Source organism: Nocardia sputi (assembly GCF_023501985.1).
In genome coordinates this window covers 270,956-290,727 of the sequence record NZ_JAMFLC010000010.1, presented here as the reverse complement: position 1 = coordinate 290,727, position 19,772 = coordinate 270,956, and the positions used below count along the sequence as shown (strand labels likewise).

General features: G+C 66.2%; 13 protein-coding genes and 1 tRNA gene. 3 read left to right on the top strand and 11 right to left on the bottom strand.

Annotated features, from left to right (window positions below):
• A partial coding sequence (locus M8859_RS16975) for a WD40 repeat domain-containing protein (protein ID WP_249644506.1) occupies positions 1-720 on the top strand: 720 nt, incomplete at its 5' end.
• Positions 721-2,436: 1,716 nt separating this feature from the next.
• Here M8859_RS16975 and M8859_RS16970 read toward each other — a convergent pair.
• The 4 genes from M8859_RS16970 to M8859_RS16955 all read right to left on the bottom strand — a co-directional run bounded on the left by M8859_RS16970 (position 2,437) and on the right by M8859_RS16955 (position 6,117).
• Complete coding sequence (locus M8859_RS16970) at positions 2,437-3,396, bottom strand: coiled-coil domain-containing protein (RefSeq protein ID WP_249644505.1); 960 nt, start codon at positions 3,394-3,396, stop codon at positions 2,437-2,439.
• A 92-nt stretch (positions 3,397-3,488) separates the two neighbouring features.
• The gene (locus tag M8859_RS16965; protein WP_249644504.1) at positions 3,489-4,790 is read right to left on the bottom strand and encodes a tyrosine-type recombinase/integrase; all 1,302 of its coding nucleotides are present in this window, start codon (positions 4,788-4,790) and stop codon (positions 3,489-3,491) included.
• Between the two features lie 119 nt (positions 4,791-4,909).
• Positions 4,910-4,983: transfer RNA gene (locus M8859_RS16960), tRNA-Ile, on the bottom strand.
• 225 nt (positions 4,984-5,208) lie between these two features.
• On the bottom strand, positions 5,209-6,117 hold the full coding sequence (locus M8859_RS16955; RefSeq protein WP_159922196.1) for a DUF3566 domain-containing protein: 909 nt from the start codon (positions 6,115-6,117) through the stop codon (positions 5,209-5,211).
• A 21-nt stretch (positions 6,118-6,138) separates the two neighbouring features.
• Between M8859_RS16955 and M8859_RS37275 the strand changes: the two genes are divergently transcribed.
• Complete coding sequence (locus M8859_RS37275; RefSeq protein WP_159922194.1) at positions 6,139-6,420, top strand: hypothetical protein; 282 nt, start codon at positions 6,139-6,141, stop codon at positions 6,418-6,420.
• 108 nt (positions 6,421-6,528) lie between these two features.
• Here the strand turns inward: M8859_RS37275 and gyrA are convergent, their stop codons facing one another.
• The 7 genes from gyrA to dnaA form a co-directional block, all read right to left on the bottom strand.
• A complete protein-coding gene (gene gyrA, locus M8859_RS16950) occupies positions 6,529-9,042 on the bottom strand; it encodes a DNA gyrase subunit A (RefSeq protein ID WP_159922192.1) in 2,514 nt (837 codons plus the stop codon).
• A gap of 109 nt (positions 9,043-9,151) precedes the next feature.
• A complete protein-coding gene (gene gyrB, locus M8859_RS16945; RefSeq protein WP_159922190.1) occupies positions 9,152-11,197 on the bottom strand; it encodes a DNA topoisomerase (ATP-hydrolyzing) subunit B in 2,046 nt (681 codons plus the stop codon).
• Between the two features lie 313 nt (positions 11,198-11,510).
• Positions 11,511-12,422, bottom strand: a complete 912-nt coding sequence (locus M8859_RS16940; protein WP_195069884.1) for an alpha/beta fold hydrolase — start codon at positions 12,420-12,422, stop codon at positions 11,511-11,513.
• A 133-nt stretch (positions 12,423-12,555) separates the two neighbouring features.
• Positions 12,556-13,116 (bottom strand): DUF721 family protein, encoded by a 561-nt coding sequence (locus M8859_RS16935; RefSeq protein ID WP_195069885.1) that lies wholly within the window; start codon positions 13,114-13,116, stop codon positions 12,556-12,558.
• Positions 13,117-13,470: 354 nt separating this feature from the next.
• Entirely contained in the window at positions 13,471-14,751 is a 1,281-nt protein-coding gene (gene recF / locus M8859_RS16930) for a DNA replication/repair protein RecF (protein WP_249644503.1), read from the bottom strand.
• Between the two features lie 243 nt (positions 14,752-14,994).
• Positions 14,995-16,170 carry a DNA polymerase III subunit beta gene (gene dnaN / locus M8859_RS16925; protein WP_159922182.1) on the bottom strand — a complete coding sequence of 392 codons (1,176 nt, stop codon included), beginning with the start codon at positions 16,168-16,170 and terminating at the stop codon, positions 14,995-14,997.
• A gap of 881 nt (positions 16,171-17,051) precedes the next feature.
• Positions 17,052-18,989 (bottom strand): chromosomal replication initiator protein DnaA, encoded by a 1,938-nt coding sequence (dnaA, locus tag M8859_RS16920; protein WP_159922180.1) that lies wholly within the window; start codon positions 18,987-18,989, stop codon positions 17,052-17,054.
• Between the two features lie 633 nt (positions 18,990-19,622).
• Here dnaA and rpmH point away from each other — a divergent pair.
• On the top strand, positions 19,623-19,766 hold the full coding sequence (gene rpmH / locus M8859_RS16915) for a 50S ribosomal protein L34 (RefSeq protein WP_006550910.1): 144 nt from the start codon (positions 19,623-19,625) through the stop codon (positions 19,764-19,766).
• Positions 19,767-19,772 lie beyond the last annotated feature (6 nt).

Here is a 19,772-nt window from a genome sequence, read left to right as displayed (position 1 = left end):
CTCCTGGCCTCCGGATCCGCCGACACCACCATCCGACTCTGGAACCCGCACACCGGTCAACACCTGCGCACCCTCACCGGCCACCAGGGCTGGGTCAACTCCGTCGCCTTCACCACCGACGGCCAGCTCCTGGCCACCGGATCCGCCGACACCACCATCCGACTCTGGAACCCGCACACCGGTCAACACCTGCGCACCCTCACCGGCCACCAGGGCTGGGTCAACTCCGTCGCCTTCACCACCGACGGCCAGCTCCTGGCCACCGCATCCGCCGACACCACCATCCGACTCTGGAACCCGCACACCGGTCAACACCTGCGCACCCTCACCGGCCACAAATGCCCGGTCACGTCCGTCGCCGCAGCCGACACAACAATCGTCACGACCGGCCACGACACCAGCGTCATCGCGTGGAACATCACAGGCGAGCGCCTCATGACCGGTCACCACCAGCGTCACGTCTGGATGGCCACCATCACTCCCGACGGTGTCCTCGCCGCCACCATCGGCGCCGACAACACCCTGCGCGTATGGGACACACACAGCGCACATCCATCAACCACAATCCGCCTGCCCGACGTCGGCACCGCATGCGACCTCGCCCCACTCGATCACCAACGCGTGCTCCTCGCCACTGCCAGTCGCGACGGCGGCATAGAACTCAGAGCCCTCCGCACCAACACGCCAACCCAATCACCCATCCCTGTCAGAAACCGCTGACACGATGATCCGCAATTCAACCGGCCGATGCCCAGAGGTCCCAGCACCGGCGAAGCACAGTGGGGTTCTGCACTGGTGGGCTCGCATATTCAACTGTCGGGTGTTGGCCCGTCCATCTCTGGAATTGCTACTGATCGCGCGTCTGGCAGGGGCGCGGCTGATGTCAGAGGGATCCAGTTGGATGAGCCCGTGACTGCTTATGACGTAGCCCGCCAGCTTCCGACCATCGCCGACCTGCGGGACCCTTTCGATATCGAACACTGCGCGACGAGAAACGGAGGCCCCTTACGACCCACATTCGAAACTAGATGACCTGGTAGGTCCCTTCTGCGTGCACGAGCGCGCAGAAGGGACCACTGCTGATTGGGGCTATCCGCCGCCGCCTCGGGTGCGGGCGAAGAGGCTCAGCACCGCCAGCAATACCGTGACAGCCGCCGGCCAGCCCGCGACCAAGCCCGTCACGGCTGCTAGACCGACTGCCAGAGACAAGGCGAGCAGTGGGTGAATTCTGGGGTCGTCGGGCTCGTCGGGAGGACGGTGAGAAGAGTTCTCGACAGGGGGCTTCGATACTCTCATGGGTACTCGATGTTCCTTTCGGCTACACAGCGGAGTTTCGGGTATTGCGGCCCCGCCTGCTCACGACAGGCGGGGCCTGCTCGTGCGGGCCAAGATGCACCGCCTCGGCGCAGACACTGGGTCCGAATCCGCCTTGGATCTCTTGTCCGTGAGCGGCTTTCAGTTGAGCACAAAGCGCCGACACAGACCTAGCCCGACCCTGGGGACAGCCGCGATGAGAATGCCATATTCACAGCACGTTTAGACATATCCAGTCGTGTCGGCAACCTGTGGTAGAGGAACACCCTTCCCTCACGTGAGCTGCACGTTCGCGAGTCAAGCCCGTCCGGCCAGATGACGTCGGTGGAGCGTGCTACGCCCACTTCTACATGCTCGAAACCTGAATAGGTTCTCGATGCAAAGGCTGTACTCGGTGCAGGACGCGGCGACGAAGCGCCGCCGCAGTTCGCTGTCGACACTCGCCCGATGGTGCTGCGACCCGAAGGGCTTACACCAAACCGTACTGTGCACACAGTTGTGGATAACTTCGCTGCACGTGTTGATCAACTGTCGAGATACTGTGGATGGTCGAAGGATCTGTCGTGCAACAGGTACCCTGTTCAGCGTTTCACCAGCAGATTCTGCCGACCGAATCCCGGACAGTGCAGCGTAACCGTGTTCTCGTCGAGCTGGCGATCCGGTTGTGCGAGAGAATGATCGCCAGGCGCAACGGGGCGCTCACCACTTCCGGCGAACCCGCCGTGCCCAACGCGCACTCTTAGTGCCGGCGATAGCGGAACCGACATAAGCGGCGTGTGCGTTAAACCATGCATGACACTTCACCTGCGTCCTGCACCGAACCCTGAACCGCCGCTAAACGGCGGTCCTCCGGCCACGGAATCAGCCCGGATCTGGACCGAGTTTCTCCGTCAGCGCCGCAATGCCGGGCGACCCGCAGGGAAAAGAGACGAGTCCTCCGAGCGTCCGCCTGCTGCAGCGATGTATCCGGCGCTCTGGTTCTCTCACCGCGTTGTTCTGTGATGAAGGAGAAGCGCAAAGGGAGGGGAGATACGCCACTGGGTTCGGGCCAGGAGTCCTATCCTCCTGGCCCGAACCCAGACGGCGGTGCCGGGTCCACCTGCGAACGGTGAGACCTATGAGTCAGCGATCGTGATCGTCCTCGCCAGCTGCACCCGCGAGCAGAACAGGCGGTTGTTTCCCGTGGCTATTTGCGCGTAGCACCTCGGTCAGCTGCTGGCGGTGCTCGCGGGCTGCACGGTCGGCCATGGCGTGGGCTGCGGTGATCGCGCGGGAGTAGTCGGCATCGCGGCGTTCGAGCTGCTGCCGGTGTCCGGTTCTCTCGTGGTCGAGTTGGTCACTTAGCCGCTGGTTCTCCGCGGCAGTCGACTCGGCTTGCTGACGGGCCGCATCGCGTTCTGCCTCGGCTCGCGCCTGTGCAACGCGAGCGTTGTCGACGTGGCCACGCATTTCGGTGAGTACCGTTTCGGCTTCGTCGTACACCCGGTCACGATCCGCCTCGGATTCCGCGATCCGCGCCGCCGCGTCCTGCTCGATCTGCTCGAGCCGGGCGTTGGCCTCCTGCGTCTTCGTGTTCGCCTCGTCGGCAGCAGCCAGCGCAAGCTCTTCCAGTTCGACGGCGCGCTCGAGCCGACGCGCCATCGCCGCGGATGCTTTCTCCGCATCGTCGCGGGCCTGCTCGGCGGCGGTGATCCGCAGCGTCGCCTCCCGCTGGATCTCCGCGATCTCCCGTTCGACGGCGGCAGGGTCGGCAAGGTCGGCGAGGACTTCGGCGGCATCGGTGGCCACGGCGGTCAGTTCGGCGCGCAACTGCTCGTAACGATCCAGCAGCCCGGACAAGGTCACGATGCCGTCGGTGACCGGGCGCAGCGAAGGACGGGTGGGCTCGGTGGGGGATTCGCGGTCGGCGTCTCTACGCCGCAACCGTAACGCCTTCTGGGCGGTGTGCTCGGGATTATCGCAGTACCCGCGGGGCGCCCCACGCTGGCCCGGGGTGCGCGCCGGAACCGGCGCGGTGCAGCCCGGGAACTGGCAGCGTCCGGACGAGTTGCTGGCAGCGGGTGTGGTGACGGCTTTCAGCATCGGAATTCCGTTCCAATCCATTCCATTGCATTCCGTTCACGTAACGGAATGCAATGGGATGGATTTCGCTCGGTGGGACGTGAAGGCGCTGGTCAGGCAGCGACGGCGAGCATGTTCACCCGGACGCGCGGGAGCCGCGCGGCGATGACCTGGGCGGCGGATTCGCTGGCGCGGCGGTCGTTGTGGCCATAGCGGCGGTCGGTGACGGTGATCGATTCGTGTCCTGCGTCGCGGGACACCACGAACATCGGCACACCGTCCTGCAGCTTCCAGGAAATCCCGGTGTGACGCAGCGTGTAGGGGGTGAGGTGCTTGATCCGCAGCGTCTTCAGCGCGGTGCCGTGCTGGGCGATCAGCGCCTCGGGGTCCGCGCCCCGCCACTTCGCCATGCGGCTGAACAGGCGCAGATGTCCGCGTGCGCGGATGTCCTCGTCCCGCTCGAAGGCCGCCGCGGCCTTGGCGAGGGCATCGAGCCGTCGCACGGCGGGCTGCCATGCCGCCTCGTAGAAGTATGCGGCCGTGATCGGAGTGTCGTTGATGGTGTGGAACAGCAGTTCGTCACCGTCGCGGGACAGATCGAGCCGTTCCAGGGTTTCCACCGGCACGTTCACCGTCCGGATACCCCGCTCGGTCTTCGGATCGCCGAGGGTGAGGCGGGAACCGCCGTCCTTCCACGCCTTGTTGATGCGTACCGCGCCGGTGACCGGGTTGACGTCGCGGACCAGCAGAGCCGCGATCTCACTCGGCCGTGCCATCGACACCAGACCGAATTCGGCTTGGGGACGCCACCGATCAGCTATGAGCTGCTCGAACAGTTCCCATTCGTCGTTGTCGAAGATGTCGATCTCGGCCTGGGTGTGGCGCGGCAGCCGCATACCCGCGCAGGGGTTGAACGGAAGAAGCGGGTTCGGGCGCTGCTGCACGGCCGCGCGCAGGCCGCCGGAGAGGAATCCGTGTTTGTTGGCGATGGTCTTGGGTTTGTTGCCTTTGTCCTGTTCGAGGTAGACGATCCAGGCGGCATCGGTGTCCTGGGTGACCGCATCGATCGTCGCGCGCTCGCCGAAGAACGGGGTGATGTCGTTGCGGATATAGCCGAGGTACTTGCGGTGAACCGGGCCGGAGATGCTGCGGATGCTCAGCAGCCGGTCGGCGTAGCGATTGAGCCAGTCGCCGAGCAAGACCGCGTCGGTGCCGGTGCCGCGCTTGGCTTCCAGGACCCGGAGCGCTTCGTCGGTGCCGACGCGTTCGACCAGTGCGGCCCACCATTCGGCTTCGTTGTAGTCGTCGAAGGTCTCCGAGGACTGCCGGCGCTTGCCGTCGGCGTCGTAGAAGTAGAAGTAGACCTGCCAGGCGACGGTGCCGTCTCTGCGGGGCCGCGGGCGGGGTGTGATCATGCGTTGCCTCCCGATGGTCGGAAGACGCGCCGCCTGAGAAACGGCAGTTGATGACCGCGGTGATGACGCGGGACCGGCTCAAGAGTACCGAAATGGTACCTGACCTGGTATTACCTGAGTGGGCCTAGGAGGACTTGAACCTCCGACCTCTTCGTTATCAGCGAAGCGCTCTAACCGCCTGAGCTATAGGCCCGTACCGATGTCGTCGCGTGAACAACAACGTGTAGAGACTACACAACACCTCTTCACTCAACCAAAACGGCTGGTAGAGGCCATGCTGCCCGTCGCTCGCGGCAGTCGGGGCAGCGTCGGTCGAGGCGCGCCCGGCGGCAGCGTCGGCCGCACTGGCCAGCACCAACGGAAACGGCCGGTACCCGCGCCGTGAGAGCGGGTACCGGCCGTCCAGAACGATCTGTGATCAGTCGGGGTCGGCCAAGGTGACCTGGATGCCGCCGACGAGATCGCAGCACTGGTTGTAGATGAAGGTGCCGACAGTGCCGAGCGCGGTGAACAGCACAACGTTGATCAGGCCGATCACGCCCGCGTAGCCGAAGACCGTGCCCGCGTCGATCAGCCCCACCGAGCCGCTGTCCTGGGACACCATGTCGGTGAACGTGTTGTTCAGGCGCTCCCATACGCCCATGCCCTCGAGCACGATGTACAGCAGGCCGACCGCCAGCATCCATACGAAGAACATCGCCACGCTGATGACCAGCGAGATCTTCAGTGTCGACCAGGGATCGATGCGGCGGATCTGCACCGTGGCCCGCAGGGGCTCGCCGGAGGCGACGGCGGCGACCGCGACCGGAACCGCGGGCGAAACCGGCCCGGACTGCGGACCGGGGGCTTCGCTCGGCGGCAGCGGATGCCGGATCTCGGACAGGTCGGGCATGTCCTTGATCAGCTCCGGCCGCGCGATGCTGCGGGTGGGCCCGTCGATGCCGACGGACTTCACCATCGCCGCTTCCTTGCGTGCCGCCTTGGCCGCCAGGTCGGCGGTGGTGCGGGCGTTGGACGCCCCGCCACCGAGACCGACCGATCCGCCGCCCGCCGAGTTCGGGCGTCCGGTTACCGGCGCCTGACCAGGGCGGTACAGGTTGGACTGCGGCTCCCGCTGCGGCAGCTGCGACCACCCGTCCTGGTACGGCGACTGCTGCCCGCCGTTCGCGGCACCGACCGGTTGCTTGTCCTCGCTCTCGGGCGCGGACTGCGGGGCTTGATTGTTGATCCGCGCCGTCTTCTGGTCGAAACGGTCCTGGCCGTCACCACCGGGCCCCTGGTCCGGCGCACCTTGCTGCGGCGCGAAATCGCCCTGCTGATCACGCATCTCGGGCGGCTGGGTGTTCGGTTGGTTGCCACCGGGCTGGTTGGCCGGCTGCCCACCCGGGTGCCCGCCGGGCTGCGGCCCACCCGGGTGCCCGCCGGACTGCGGCCCGTTCGGGTGCCCGCCGGACTGCGGCCCATTCGGCTGGCCCTGGAGCCCACCCGGCTGCGGGCCGCCCGGATGGCCGCCGGGCTGCCCGGCGCCAGGGTGCCCGCCAGGCTGACCGCCGCTTTGCGGGCCGCCGCCGGGCTGACCGTTCTCGGCCGAGGCGACCGGCCGTGGGATCGGCCGCGGCGGGATCGGTGACGGTGCGATCCGCTCGGTCACACCGTTCGTCTGGTGCCGCTCGTCATTCGGCTGATTCGGAGTGGTCAATGGGAATCCTTAGATCCGTTCGTTGCCGCCGCTGTTGGGTTACTTCTCGGAGGAGCCGGTGTCGCCGCCGCCGACGATTTGATCGGGATCGGGCTCATCGGCATTGCGCGCGATCGCAAGCAAGGTATCGCCCTCCGCGAGGTTCATCAATCGCACGCCCTTGGTCTGTCGTCCAGCCTTACGAACCTGCTTGGCCGCCGTCCGGATGACGCCGCCACCGGAGGTGATCGCGTACAACTCATCTTCGTCGTCGACGATGAGCGCCCCGACCAGGGTGCCACGTTTCGCGTCGAACTGGATGGTCAATACGCCTTTACCACCGCGGCCCTGCGGAGTGTATTCCTCGATGGCGGTCCGCTTGGCGTAACCGCCGGACGTGGCGACCAGCAGATATGTGCCGTCTCGAACCACATTGAGCGACAACAGTTCATCGCTGTCGTTGAACCGCATGCCCTGCACGCCGGAGGTGGCGCGCCCCATCGGACGCAGCGCTTCGTCGGTGGCCGAGAAGCGGATCGACTGGCCCAGCGCGGAAACCAGGAGCAGGTCCTCTTCGGCCGAGCAGAGCACGGCGCCGACCAATTCGTCCTCGTCGCGCAGGTTCACCGCGACGATGCCGCCGCTGCGGTTGGAGTCGAAATCGGTCAGCTTCGACTTCTTCACCAGGCCGTTCTTGGTGGCGAGCACCAGATACGGCGCGTCGTTGTAGGACTTGATCTGGATGATCTGGGCGATCTTCTCGTCCGGCTGGAAGGCCAGCAGGTTCGCCACGTGCTGGCCGCGGGCGGTGCGGTTGGCCTCGGGCAGCTCGTAGGCCTTGGCACGGTAGACCCGTCCCTTGTTCGTGAAGAACAGCAGCCAGTCGTGCGTCGAGGAGACGAAGAAGTGCTTGACGATGTCGTCCTGCTTGAGGCCGGCGCCCTGTACGCCCTTGCCGCCGCGCTTCTGGCTGCGGTAGAGATCGGTCTTGGTGCGCTTGGCGTAGCCGGTCTCGGTGATCGTGACGACCACGTCCTCGCGCGCGATCAGATCCTCGTCGGCCACGTCGCCGTCCGCCGCGATGATCTTCGTGCGCCGATCGTCGCCGTACTTGTCGACGATCTCCCGCAGCTCGTCGCGGACGATCGCGCGCTGGCGCTCCGGCTTGTCCAGAATGTCCTTGAGGTCGGCGATCTCGAGCTCGATCTTGGCGAGCTCGTCGACGATCTTCTGCCGCTCCAACGCCGAAAGGCGCCGCAGCTGCATGTCGAGGATCGCGGTCGCCTGGATCTCGTCGATGTCCAGCAACCGCATGAGGCCGGTGCGCGCGGTCTCGGTGTCGGCCGAACGGCGGATCAGCGCGATGACCTCGTCCAACGCGTCCAGCGCCTTGACCAGGCCGCGCAGGATGTGGGCCCGTTCCTCGGCCTTGCGCAGCAAGTAGCGGGTGCGCCGCACGATCACGTCGAGCTGGTGGTTGACGTAGTGCCGGATCATCTGGTCCAGCCGCAGGGTGCGCGGCACCCCGTCGACGATGGACAGCATGTTCGCACCGAAGCTGGTCTGCAGCTGGGTGTGCTTGTAGAGGTTGTTCAGCACCACCTTGGCCACGGCATCGCGCTTGACGGTGACCACGATGCGCAGACCGGCGCGGTCGGAGGACTCGTCGTGGATGTCGGAGATGCCCGCGATCTTGCCGTCGCGCACCTGCTCGGCGATCGAGGAGATGAGGTTGTCCGGGTTGACCTGGTAGGGCAGCTCGGTGATCACGATCGTGGTGCGGCCCTTGTTGTCCTCCTCGATCTCGACCACGCCGCGCATGCGGATCGAGCCGCGGCCGGTGGAGTAGGCGTCGTGGATGCCCTGGCTGCCCACGATCAAGCCGTCGGTCGGGAAGTCGGGGCCCTTGACCCGCTCCATACACGCGGCCAGCGTGGCTTCCTCGTCGGCGTCGTAATGCTCCAGCGCCCAGTAGATCGCCTCGGCGACTTCCCTGAGGTTGTGCGGCGGAATGTTGGTCGCCATGCCGACCGCGATACCGCCCGAGCCGTTGATCAGGAGGTTGGGCACCCGGGACGGCAGAACCACCGGTTCCTGCGAGCGGCCGTCGTAGTTCGGCACGAAATCGACCGTCTCGTGGTCGATCTCGCGCAACATCTCCATCGCGATGGGCGTGAGCCTGCACTCGGTGTACCGCATGGCCGCCGGGCCGTCGTTGCCACGAGAACCGAAGTTTCCCTGCGGATCCACCAGCGGGTAACGCAGCGACCACGGCTGCGCCATGCGCACCAGGGTGTCGTAGATCGGTACGTCGCCGTGCGGGTGGTAGTTACCCATGGTCTCGGCCACCGGGCGCGCGGACTTCACGTAACCGCGGTCGGGCCGGTACCCGTTGTCGTGCATCGCGTAGAGGATGCGCCGGTGCACCGGCTTCAGGCCGTCGCGCACATCGGGCAGCGCGCGGCCGACGATCACGCTCATCGCGTAATCGATGTAGCTGTTCTGCATCTCCTGCTGGATATCGACCGGCTCGATGCGCTCGCCGCCGGTCGGGGGCAGGGTGGTGTCGGTCATGAGGTCTCCTGTGTCTTGCGGCTGCTCGGGCGTCCGCCGGGCGTCATGAGCGCCGCAAGATGGTGTAGTGCGGGATCGTGGGTTCGCGCGTCACGAGACGTGCACGGGCTCACAGATCGAGGAAGCGGACATCCTTGGCGTTGCGGGTGATGAAGCTGCGCCGCGCCTCGACGTCCTCGCCCATCAGGACGCTGAACAGTTCGTCGGCCGCGGCCGCGTCGTCCAACGTCACTTGACGCAACAGCCGCACCGCCGGATCCATGGTGGTCTCCCACAGCTCCTTCGGGTTCATCTCGCCGAGACCCTTGTAGCGCTGCACACCGTCGTCCTTGTTGATCTTCTTGCCCGCCGCGAGCCCGGCTTCCAGCAGACCGTCGCGCTCGCGGTCGGAGTAGGCGAACTCCGGCTCGGTGCGCTGCCACTTCAGCTTGTACAGCGGCGGCTGCGCCAGGTAGACGTGACCGTGTTCGACCAGCGGGCGCATGAACCGGAACAGCAGCGTGAGCAGCAGCGTCGAGATGTGCTGACCGTCGACGTCGGCGTCGGCCATCAGCACGATCTTGTGATACCGCAGCTTGCTGATGTCGAACTCGTCGTGGATACCGGTGCCGAAGGCGGTGATGATCGACTGGACCTCGTTGTTCTTGAGGACCTTGTCGATCCGCGCCTTCTCGACGTTGATGATCTTGCCGCGGATCGGCAGGATCGCCTGGTACATCGAGTCACGACCGGACTTCGCCGAGCCGCCGGCGGAGTCACCCTCGACGATGTAGATCTCGGACTTGCTCGGGTCCTTGGACCGGCAGTCGGCCAGCTTGCCGGGCAGACCGCCCAGGTCGGTCGCGGACTTGCGCCGCACCAGTTCGCGAGCCTTCCGCGCGGCGACGCGGGCCTGCGCCGAGGAGACCGCCTTGTTCACGATGGTCTTCGCGTCGGCCGGGTTGGCCTCGAACCAGTGGGTGAGGTGCTCGTTGCAGGTGCGCTGCACGAACGACTTCACCTCGGTGTTGCCGAGCTTGGTCTTGGTCTGGCCCTCGAACTGCGGCTCGCCGACCTTGACGCTCACGATGGCGGCCAAGCCCTCACGGATGTCGTCACCGGTGAGGTTGCCGTCCTTCTCCTTGATGAGCTTCTTGTCCTTGGCGTACTTGTTGACCACCGTGGTCAACGCCGCGCGGAAACCCTCTTCGTGCGTGCCGCCCTCATGGGTGTTGATGGTGTTGGCGAAGGTGTGCACCGACTCCGAGTAACCGGAGTTCCACTGCATCGCCACCTCGAGTTCGTGGCCGGTGCCTTTACCGGTGAACCCGACGACCGAATTGTGGATCGGCTGCTTGGTCCGATTGATGTGACGGACGAAGTCCTCCAGACCACCCGGGTAGTGGTAGGTCCTGGTCTTCACCTTGTGCTCGACGGGCGCACCGCTCTCCGCGGCGTGCTTGGGCGCATCGGCGGTTTCGCTGACCACCTCGTCGATGACCTCGGAGTCACTGACGCGTTCGTCGGTGAGCTTGATGGTCAGCCCCTTGTTCAGGAACGCCATCTCCTGCAGCCTGCGGGCCACCGTCTCGAAGTTGAAGGTCGTGGTCTCGAAGATCTCGGGATCCGCCCAGAAACGGATGGTCGTGCCGGTCTGCTTGGTCGGCTCACCCTGGGTCAGCTTGCCGGGGATGGCGTCCTTGTAGGTCTGGCTCCAGTGGTACCCGTCCCGGTCGATCTCCGCTTCCAAGCGGGTCGACAGCGCGTTGACCACGGAGATACCGACGCCGTGCAGACCACCGGATACCGCGTAGGAATCCGAGTCGAACTTGCCACCCGCGTGCAGTTGGGTCATGACGACCTCGATGGTCGGGACACCCTGGGCGTGCATCGCCACGGGGATGCCACGACCGTCGTCGACCACTTCGACGCCGCCGTCGGCCAGCAGGGTGACCTCGACCTTCGTCGCGTACCCGGCCATCGCCTCATCGACGGAGTTGTCGACGACCTCCCAGATCAGGTGGTGCAGACCACGCTCGCCGGTGGAGCCGATGTACATGCCCGGACGCTTGCGGACCGCCTCGAGCCCCTCGAGAACCGTAATGGAGGAGGCACCGTAGTCCTGCTTCCCGGTCGCTCTGGTCGAACCCGATGCGTTGGAGTCTTTGGCAGCCACTGGTCGGTAGCTCTCCTTACTTGCTGATCCCGGCATAGAGCGATCGGACAGCGCACGTGAGCCCTGATCATGTCTGCTCGAGAGATAGGGTCCACGCGCGGACTGTGCGGAACGCGCCGAAGGTATCGCCGCTAGTTACGTCACCATCCTACTGGTACACCCAACTTACAACCCACCTCCGACACCCCTCACAGCGCCGTGGATGCGAGAAATCGGATTCCGGCGACTCGGTTCCGCCTTCCGGCGGTTTTGATCCATCAGAATTGGGCTGAGAGATGCGTTGGCGGGGTCCCCTGTCGGCGGCCGTCGCGGATCAGCGCGCGGCGTCGATCCGATCGATGAAGGCGGCGGTGCGGCGCGCCAGCTCCGCCGGGTGCGAGATCGGCGACCAGTGCCGCGCCGGAATCTCGACCCGGGTCAAACGTCGTACCCAGCGGTCGGCTTCGGCGTTCGCCACCGGCCGCACGGCACGGTCACCGGTGGCGACGATCAGCTGGACGGGCACTTCGATCGGACGCGGCCGCGGATGACGCAGGTGGGGCCATATATTCGCGCGGTAGAGCTTCAGGCTGTTGATCATATCGGTGCGCAGCGTCGGCGCCGTCTCCACCAGCGCGGGATCCAGGCCGTCGAAGAATGCGAGGAAGCGCGGCCAGCGGCCGGACAGCAGCCGCAGCACCGGATCCGGCACTCTCGGGATCTGGAACGCAACGGTGTATGCAGAGGCAGCGGCTTGGGCGAGAGCGCCACGCAGCCGCGCCGGGGTGAGCGGGCCACGCAGATAAGCGCCGAGGAAGTCCAGATTCGGCCCGGAGACCGAGGTGAACGACGCGATCACGGAAGCGGCGTCAGCGGCGGCGGCCGCCTCCCATCCGATCACCGAGCCCCAGTCGTGTCCGAGTACGTGCACTCGCTCGCCCGGCGCGACCGCGTCGATGACCGCACGAACATCCGCCGCGAGCTCTTCGATCCGATACGCCTCGACCGCTGTCGGCGCCGAACTGTCACCTACACCCCGGTTGTCGAAGGCGATCACGCGGTGCCGACCGCCGAGCAGGGCCGCGACCCGGCTCCACAACAGATGAGTGTCGGGCCAACCATGGATCAGCAGCACCGGCACACCCTCGGGATTGCCGCACTCGTAGACCGCGAGTTCGACGTCGCCCCGGCGAACCGACCGGGTCGCGGCAGCCGAAAATGGTCCGACCGATGTGGTGATCGCCATGGAAACCCTTCCGCCCGGACGATTCGGCCCCGGTGCCGCGAGCCCGGAGGCGCGACGTCGTGCCGAAACGTTCCACGTGAAACGCCGATTTCGGATAAACGTAACACCAGGTATCAGATACTTCTCGGATAGGTCATCCGTAGGTGTCGCGCGGTCCTCGGCCTCTGATATGCCGCTCGCCCTTGCGCCAGCTCGGCGCGGCGGGCCCCGAGATCTTCAGAGACGTCACCACGCCCTGTCCGACCGCGGCGTTGATCTTCGCGAGGATCTGGCCCTGCAGCATCCGCAGCTGGGTCGCCCACGCGGTCGACTCGGCGGAGATGCTCAGGACGCCCTCCTTCAAGGTGACGGGTGTGGCGTGCGCGGCGATGTCCTCACCGACCACCTTCGACCAGCGACCGAAGACCATGCCCTCGGCCACCTTGTTCGACCATCCACGGTTCTTGGCGATGGAGCCGGCCAGCTTGGACAACGGCTGTGGATCGCGGTCGTCCGGGCCCGCGCCCGACCATCCGGTGCGCCTGCGCGCGCCGGGCCGCAACCTACGCTGGGGTGAGGAACGACCCTGACCGACAGCTTTACCACTCGCCCGTGCCGCGGCGCGCGCTTCCTCCAGGGCACGCCGCGCCAGGTCGATTCCGCGCAATTCGGGTTCCGAACCTGCGGATTCGGACTCCACGGGCTGATCGCTCATCGCCCCTCTCCCTTCGCGGCAGTACCTTGTCCCCAGCTTCGATCAAGTTGTCCCCAGCCTGCGCCGAAGGTTGCCGGGGGCGAGAAATCTCTGCACGAAGCGCCGAGATGGCTGACGAGACCACCTTCTCGCCGCCCAGAAGGGCGAATTCCTCCACTAGATCGGCTACTTGCTTGACAGTTGCTGAATCGAGTGCGGCGGCATCGCCCACCAGGGTCGGACAAGTTTTCCACAGGTGTTGGGGAATCGGTTTCAGCTGTTGAGAACTCGTCGTTCCCGACGAGTGGTCACTGTAGTGGACCTGGGCGGCGGATGCGGAGGCGCGGATCGCCTGTCCATTCCGCCTGTGGATAGCTACGGCGGCCAGGATTCGGTCGAGCCGGTGACCGGATCATCTTGCCTTTCGGATGTCGGCCACGCGGCCTCGTCGTTCGGCTGTTCGCCACCGAGATCGCCGCTGCCGGGCGAGTCTTGCGCGAGTATCCGGGACACACGGCCTTCGGGAGCGCCGGCGGTTTCGACTCGCAGCGGCACGGCGGCCAGCTCGGCCGGCACGTCCTCCGGTACGGCCGCCGTGATCAGCACTTGCTCCGCGCCCGCGGCGACGGCCGCCAGGGCAGCGCGGCGACGACGATCGAGCTCGGCGAACACGTCATCGAGCAGCAGCACCGGTTCGGCGCCGGTCGCGCGCAGCAGTTCGAACGCACTCAACCGCAGGGCCAGCGCGAACGACCAGGACTCGCCGTGACTGGCGAACCCCTTCGCGGGGGAATCCCCGAGCAGGAGGTCCAATTCGTCGCGATGCGGGCCGACCAGGCACACCCCGCGGTCGAGTTCCCTCGGCCGGGCGGCGGCGAGTTCGCGCAGCAGGATCGCCTCCAGTTCCCCAGCGTCCTCCGAGCCCGGTGGTCTGGCCGGATCCAGGAACTCCGGGGGCAGCGCTGCGCTGCGATAGGCGATCGAGGCGGGCCGCGACTCGGGAGCGATCGAAGCATAGGAATGGGTGAGATACGGCGCGAGATCGTGCACCAGGCGCAGCCGCTGGGCAAGTAGAACGGAGGCATGTGCGGCGAGGTGTCCGTCCCACACGTCGAGGGTGCTCAGATCCGTCTTCGACCTGGCTTGCCGACCGGCGGTTTTCAGCAGCGCCGAGCGTTGGCGCAGTACCCGGTCGTAGTCGCCGCGGACGGCGGCCAGTCTGGGCAGGCGGGTTGTGCACAACTCGTCCATGAACCGGCGGCGCTCTCCGGGATCACCGCGGACCAGTGCGAGATCCTCGGGCGCGAACAGCACCGTTTGCAGGATCCCCAGTATTTCCCTGGTCCGGCGGACCGGCGAGCGGTTGATCTGTGCGCGATTGGCGCTGCCCTGATTCAGCTCGATGTCGATGCGCAGTTCGCGGCCGGTGTTGACCACCGTGGCGCCGATCCGAGCCCGCGCGGTACCGGTCCGGATCAGCGGCGCCTCCGTGGCGACACGATGTGACCCGAGGGTGGCCAGGTAGCCGATCGCTTCCAGCAGGTTTGTCTTACCGTTGCCATTCGATCCCAAGAAGACGGTGCGACCTGGGGATAATTCGAGTTCCGCATGCTCCCACGAGCGGAAGTCACGCAGCGACAGAGCCCGGACGAACATCCGCTATCGCGCCCCTGCCTGGGCCGAAGCGGACATTTCCGCCGATCGGTGCATCGCGACCGCGCCGGTCACTGTTCGTGCGGCGTGCGGTCTCCTTGTGGAACACCTGTGGATAAAGCGTGACCCCAGCTGCGCGGGAACAGAACTCCGCGACGTCGCTGGGGATTTTCCGGCGGCATGGTCGCGCACCCGCGCCGGACCACGCGGCGCGGATCCGCACGATATCCGATCATGCACAGGCGATCAGCCCGGCAGCCGGACCGGCATCAGCAGATAGATGTACGGGCTCGACAGCGCCGCGAACGTCCCGGAGTCGAGCACCTCGGGCTCGTCTTCGGACGCAGGCAGCAGCACGGCGGGCCTGCTCGGCGTGGTGAATCCGAAGGTGACCCGGTCGGCATGCAGTGCGGACAAGCCGTCGACGAGATAACCGGGGTTGAACGCGATGGTGAGCGATTCACCGCGGAAATCGGCCTCCAACCACTCTTCGGCCCGGCCCGCGTCGTCTCCGCCCGCGGACAACAGCAGGCCGTCGGAAGAGAACTCCAGCCGCACCTGAGCGCCCCGTTCGGCGACCAGCGCGACGCGCTTGATCGCGTCGGTCAGCGTGGCGACGGCGAGGGTGGCGATCGAGGTGTGTTCCTTGGGAAGCAACTGGCGGAACTTGGGGAATTCCGCATCGAGCAGCCGGGTGGTGGTCCGGCGGCCCGCGTTCACGATGCCGAGCAGGCCGTCCGCCCCCGCACCGGTGCCCAGGGACAGCTGGACGGGCGCGTCGGAGGGTCCGAGCGTCTTGGCGGCTTCCGAGAGCGTCCTGGCCGGTATGAGCACCGAAGTCTCGATGTCGGCGCGCGCGGGCTGCCATTCGATGTGCCGGACGGCGAGGCGGAACCGGTCGGTGGCCGCGAGCACGACCTGCGATCCCTCGATCTCCACCCGGATACCGGTCAGCATGGGGAGGGTGTCGTCGCGGCCCGCTGCGACGGCGACCTGGCCGACGGCTTCGGCGAAGACATCCACACTCAGCTCACCGGTCTGCTGCGGCACCTCGGGCAGCTGGGGATAGTCCTCGACCGGCATGGTCGGCAGCGAGAACTTCGCGCTGCCACAGGCGATCAGTACGCGGGTGCCGTCCACCGAGACGTCGACGGGCTTGTTGGACAGCGCCTTGGTGATGTCGGCAAGCAGGCGACCGGAGACGAGCACCTTGCCGGGCCCCGCGACCTCGGCCGCGACCCGCACCTGCGCAGAGACCTCGTAGTCGAAGCCGGAGACGGTCAGACCGTCCTCATCGGCGACCAGCAGCACACCGCCGAGCACCGGAACCGGAGGCCTGGACGGAAGACTGCGCGCCACCCAGGCGACGGACTCGGCGAAATCCTCGCGGGCGACCCGAAACTTCATGCTTGCAAGCTCCATCGCCCGATCTGTCCTCTCCCGGTTCCGTGATCTGTTGTCGGCTCGTCAGTGTCGGTGCTCGAAAGGGTCCTGCCGAATCGGCCGCCTTCGCAGTCTGGCACAGGCGACCGACATCAAACCGTACCCGCGCGCGGGGCGTGCACCTAGCCCGACCCTCCGGCGCCACGAATGGCCGCGTCCTGAGCACCGCCGGAGAGGCCGGTGACAGCGGGAGGCGGCGGGTATCTCGCGAAGTGGCGGGTATACCCCGATCGCCCTGTGGGACAGACAGGACCGAGTCTCGTGCCGCTGTCGTCCTTGCGGGAATCCGGGGTGGTTCGGAAGGTGCGTCGCTCGATCGACTTTCCACACACCCTGTTTTGAAGAGAGATCTCTAATGAGAAGAACTGAAGTAGTAGTAGGCACTGTGGATTCTGTGGACTGCGGCCGAATCCGCTGCTCAGGGGGCGTGGTGCCGTGGGGATGGCCAGGGGGTGTCTCGAGGATGAACACCCGGCGTCTGTGGAGGCTTCTCGGTTGTCCTCGAGTCATCCTCGAGCGCTCCTCGAGTTGTTCCACCGGATTCACCCAGTTGTTCACACATGTGCACGAAACCGTGGACAGCTCGAGGAATCCTCGAGGACTCCACACGGACTCCTCGAGGATTCCACAAGGCCAGATCCGGACACCCTGCTGGTCAGCGGGTGTGTGCAAACCAGCCTGGGGAAACTGTTCATAACGGGCTGTGAGGAAACTCGAGCACGCGCTCGCCCCGGCCTGTGAGCGAATCGGTGGACAAACCAGCGTTTCCTCGAGGACTCCACAAGGATTCCTCGAGGAATCCACAGCCCACAAAAAAGCACCGCCCCAGGTCAGGGGCGGCGCTGGGGTGTGGATACCGCTCAGCGGGAGCGCTGTTTGATTCGGGCTGTGAGTTCCTGCACCTGGTCGTAGACGCGGCGTCGCTCGGTCATCTCCTTGCGCACCTTCTTCTCCGCGTACATCACCGTGGTGTGGTCGCGGCCGAACGCCTGCCCGATCTTCGGCAGCGACAGGTCGGTGAGTTCGCGGCACAGGTACATGGCGATCTGCCTGGCCTGGGCCAGCGGCCGCGCTTTGCCGGGACCGGTGAGTTCTTCCAGCGTGGTGTTGAAGTACTCCGCCGTGACCGCCATGATCGTGGCGGCATTGATCTCCAGCGCCGCGGTATCCGGCATCAGATCGCGTAGCACCACCTCGGCCAGCGGAAGATCCAGCGGCTGACCGTTCAACGAGGCGAACGCGGTCACCCGGATCAGCGCGCCCTCCAACTCCCTGATGTTGCGCTCCACCCGGCTGGCGATCAGCTCCAGCACGTCGTGCGGCACATCGAGCCGGTCCATCCGCGCCTTCTTGCGCAGGATGGCGATGCGTGTCTCCAGCTCCGGCGGCTGTACGTCGGTGATCAGTCCCCATTCGAACCGCGTCCGCAGCCGCTCCTCCAGCGTGGCCAACTGTTTGGGCGGACGATCCGAGGAGACGACGATCTGTTTGTTCGCGTTGTGCAGGGTGTTGAAGGTGTGGAAGAACTCCTCTTGGATGCCTTCCTTGCCTTCGATGAACTGGATGTCGTCGACCAGCAGGATGTCGGTCTCGCGGTAACGCCGCTTGAACGCGACCTTCCGGTCGTCGCGCAGGCTGTTGATGAAGTCGTTGGTGAACTCTTCGGTCGAAACGTACTTGACCCGCATACCCGGGAAGAGCCGCTGTGCGTAGTGGCCGGCCGCGTGCAGCAGGTGCGTCTTGCCCAAGCCAGAGGCCCCCCAGACGAACAGCGGGTTGTACGCGCGGGCAGGTGCTTCGGCGATGGCGACGGCCGCTGCGTGCGCGAAGCGATTGGACGCGCCGATGACGAACGTTTCGAAGGTGTACTTCGCGTTCAAGCTGGCCGAGGACGTCGACGGAGCGGGCGACTCCTGCGACTTGGCGAAGTAGGTGGGCCAGGAGTTGCGCACGTTCACCACGGGCTCGTCGTCGTGATCGCCGCGCTGGTGGTCACCGACCGGCTCGCGCACCGAATCGTGTGCCAGGCCGGTGTCGTCGTCGAGGGTTTCGCGCACAGGGGCACGATGGGGGCCGCGCATAGCGCCCGGGGACGGTTCGGGATTGAACAGCGACTCCTGCCCCGGCGGGGTGGCAGGCTCTCGTCGCGGCGGAAGTCCGGGTTCTCGGCGCGGTGCTACGTCCGGCGGGGACATCGTGGGCAACTCGCCGGTCTGGGAATACTCGCCGCGCGGAGGGTAGTCGGCACGGGCGTACTCCGACTGGCGGTACTCCTCCGGCGGCGCGAAGTCCTGCCCGTAGTCGGCGCTCGGGTAATCCGAGCCGTCGTTATACGCGGATGCGGGCGTGAAGTCGGCGGGCTGTGCATAACGCGGCCCCGGGTAGGCGTCGCGGCCGGGGAAGTCCGAACCCGGGTAGGCGGCGGGCGCCCGGCCTTCGCGTGGGCGCTCGGGCCTGCTCGTCATCCGCGCGTGCCGGGGAGTGTTGCTCTGCCGGTCGACGGTGGGGGTGGTCGGGGCGGCGATGCGGACGCCGAGTCCTTCCACCTGGGGGCCGAGCCGACGAGCCAGGGAACGGAGGATGGGCTCGCGCAGATCGCGTTCGATGGCCTCTTGGGCCAACGACGAGGGTACCGAGAGCAGGGCGAACCCCTGTGCGACTGTCAGCGGCTTGACCAGCTTCAGCCAAGCCTGCTGTGCTCGGGTCACCGGCGGAATGGCACCGTCCGATGAGCCGGTGGTCAGCTCGGTGACAACCTCGGGCCATACGGTGGCCAGCACGTTCTGCTCGTCGTCCATGCAGTTTCCTCCCCGGAGTAGGTCGATAGGAGCAGACGGCCGGGGCACGCATGAAGTGTGATTCTCGGGGGTCGGTCCCGTGATCCTGCGTACGTCCGTAACCGGTTCGGACGCTGCCCGGGTCCCCCATCTGGACAGCGGCTCGGCACCGTCGGCCCTACGAATATGCCACTCCAGGGGTCTTTCCACACAATTATCCACAGATGTGGAGAACCCTGGGGAACTGGAGAACGCGTATACGCGGGAGGGCGGCAACGCCGCGACCTGCGCTTCTGTAGCAATCGTCTGGCTACGTCCCCTGGTGGCCGAGGTGTGCGATGGCTAGGGGTGTGGACGAACTCACGGTCATGGGAGTACGCCTGACCGGACCGCGCCGATTCTGCCTGGTCATCGGCTCCGGCGCGAAAGGTGGGGCGAGTTTGACCCGTCACGGGCCGATCAGTACCCTCGTACAGTCACCCCTTGGTGCGGTGGCGGTCCTGTGCTGACCGCGTTTAGGTCGTGATCGACCGACTGTGCGCCAGGACCGACACGCGCCGATGATGACCAGACTTGCGATTCATTGCGCAATACACGTATCACCGACAAGCTTCGGGCACTACCTGGTGCCCGCCTACTCGAGGAGTGTTGACCGTGGCCAAGGGCAAGCGGACGTTCCAGCCGAACAACCGTCGTCGGGCGCGGGTTCACGGCTTCCGCCTCCGGATGCGTACCCGTGCGGGTCGCGCCATCGTCTCGGCGCGTCGCCGCAAGGGCCGCGCTTCCCTCACTGCCTGATCCTCG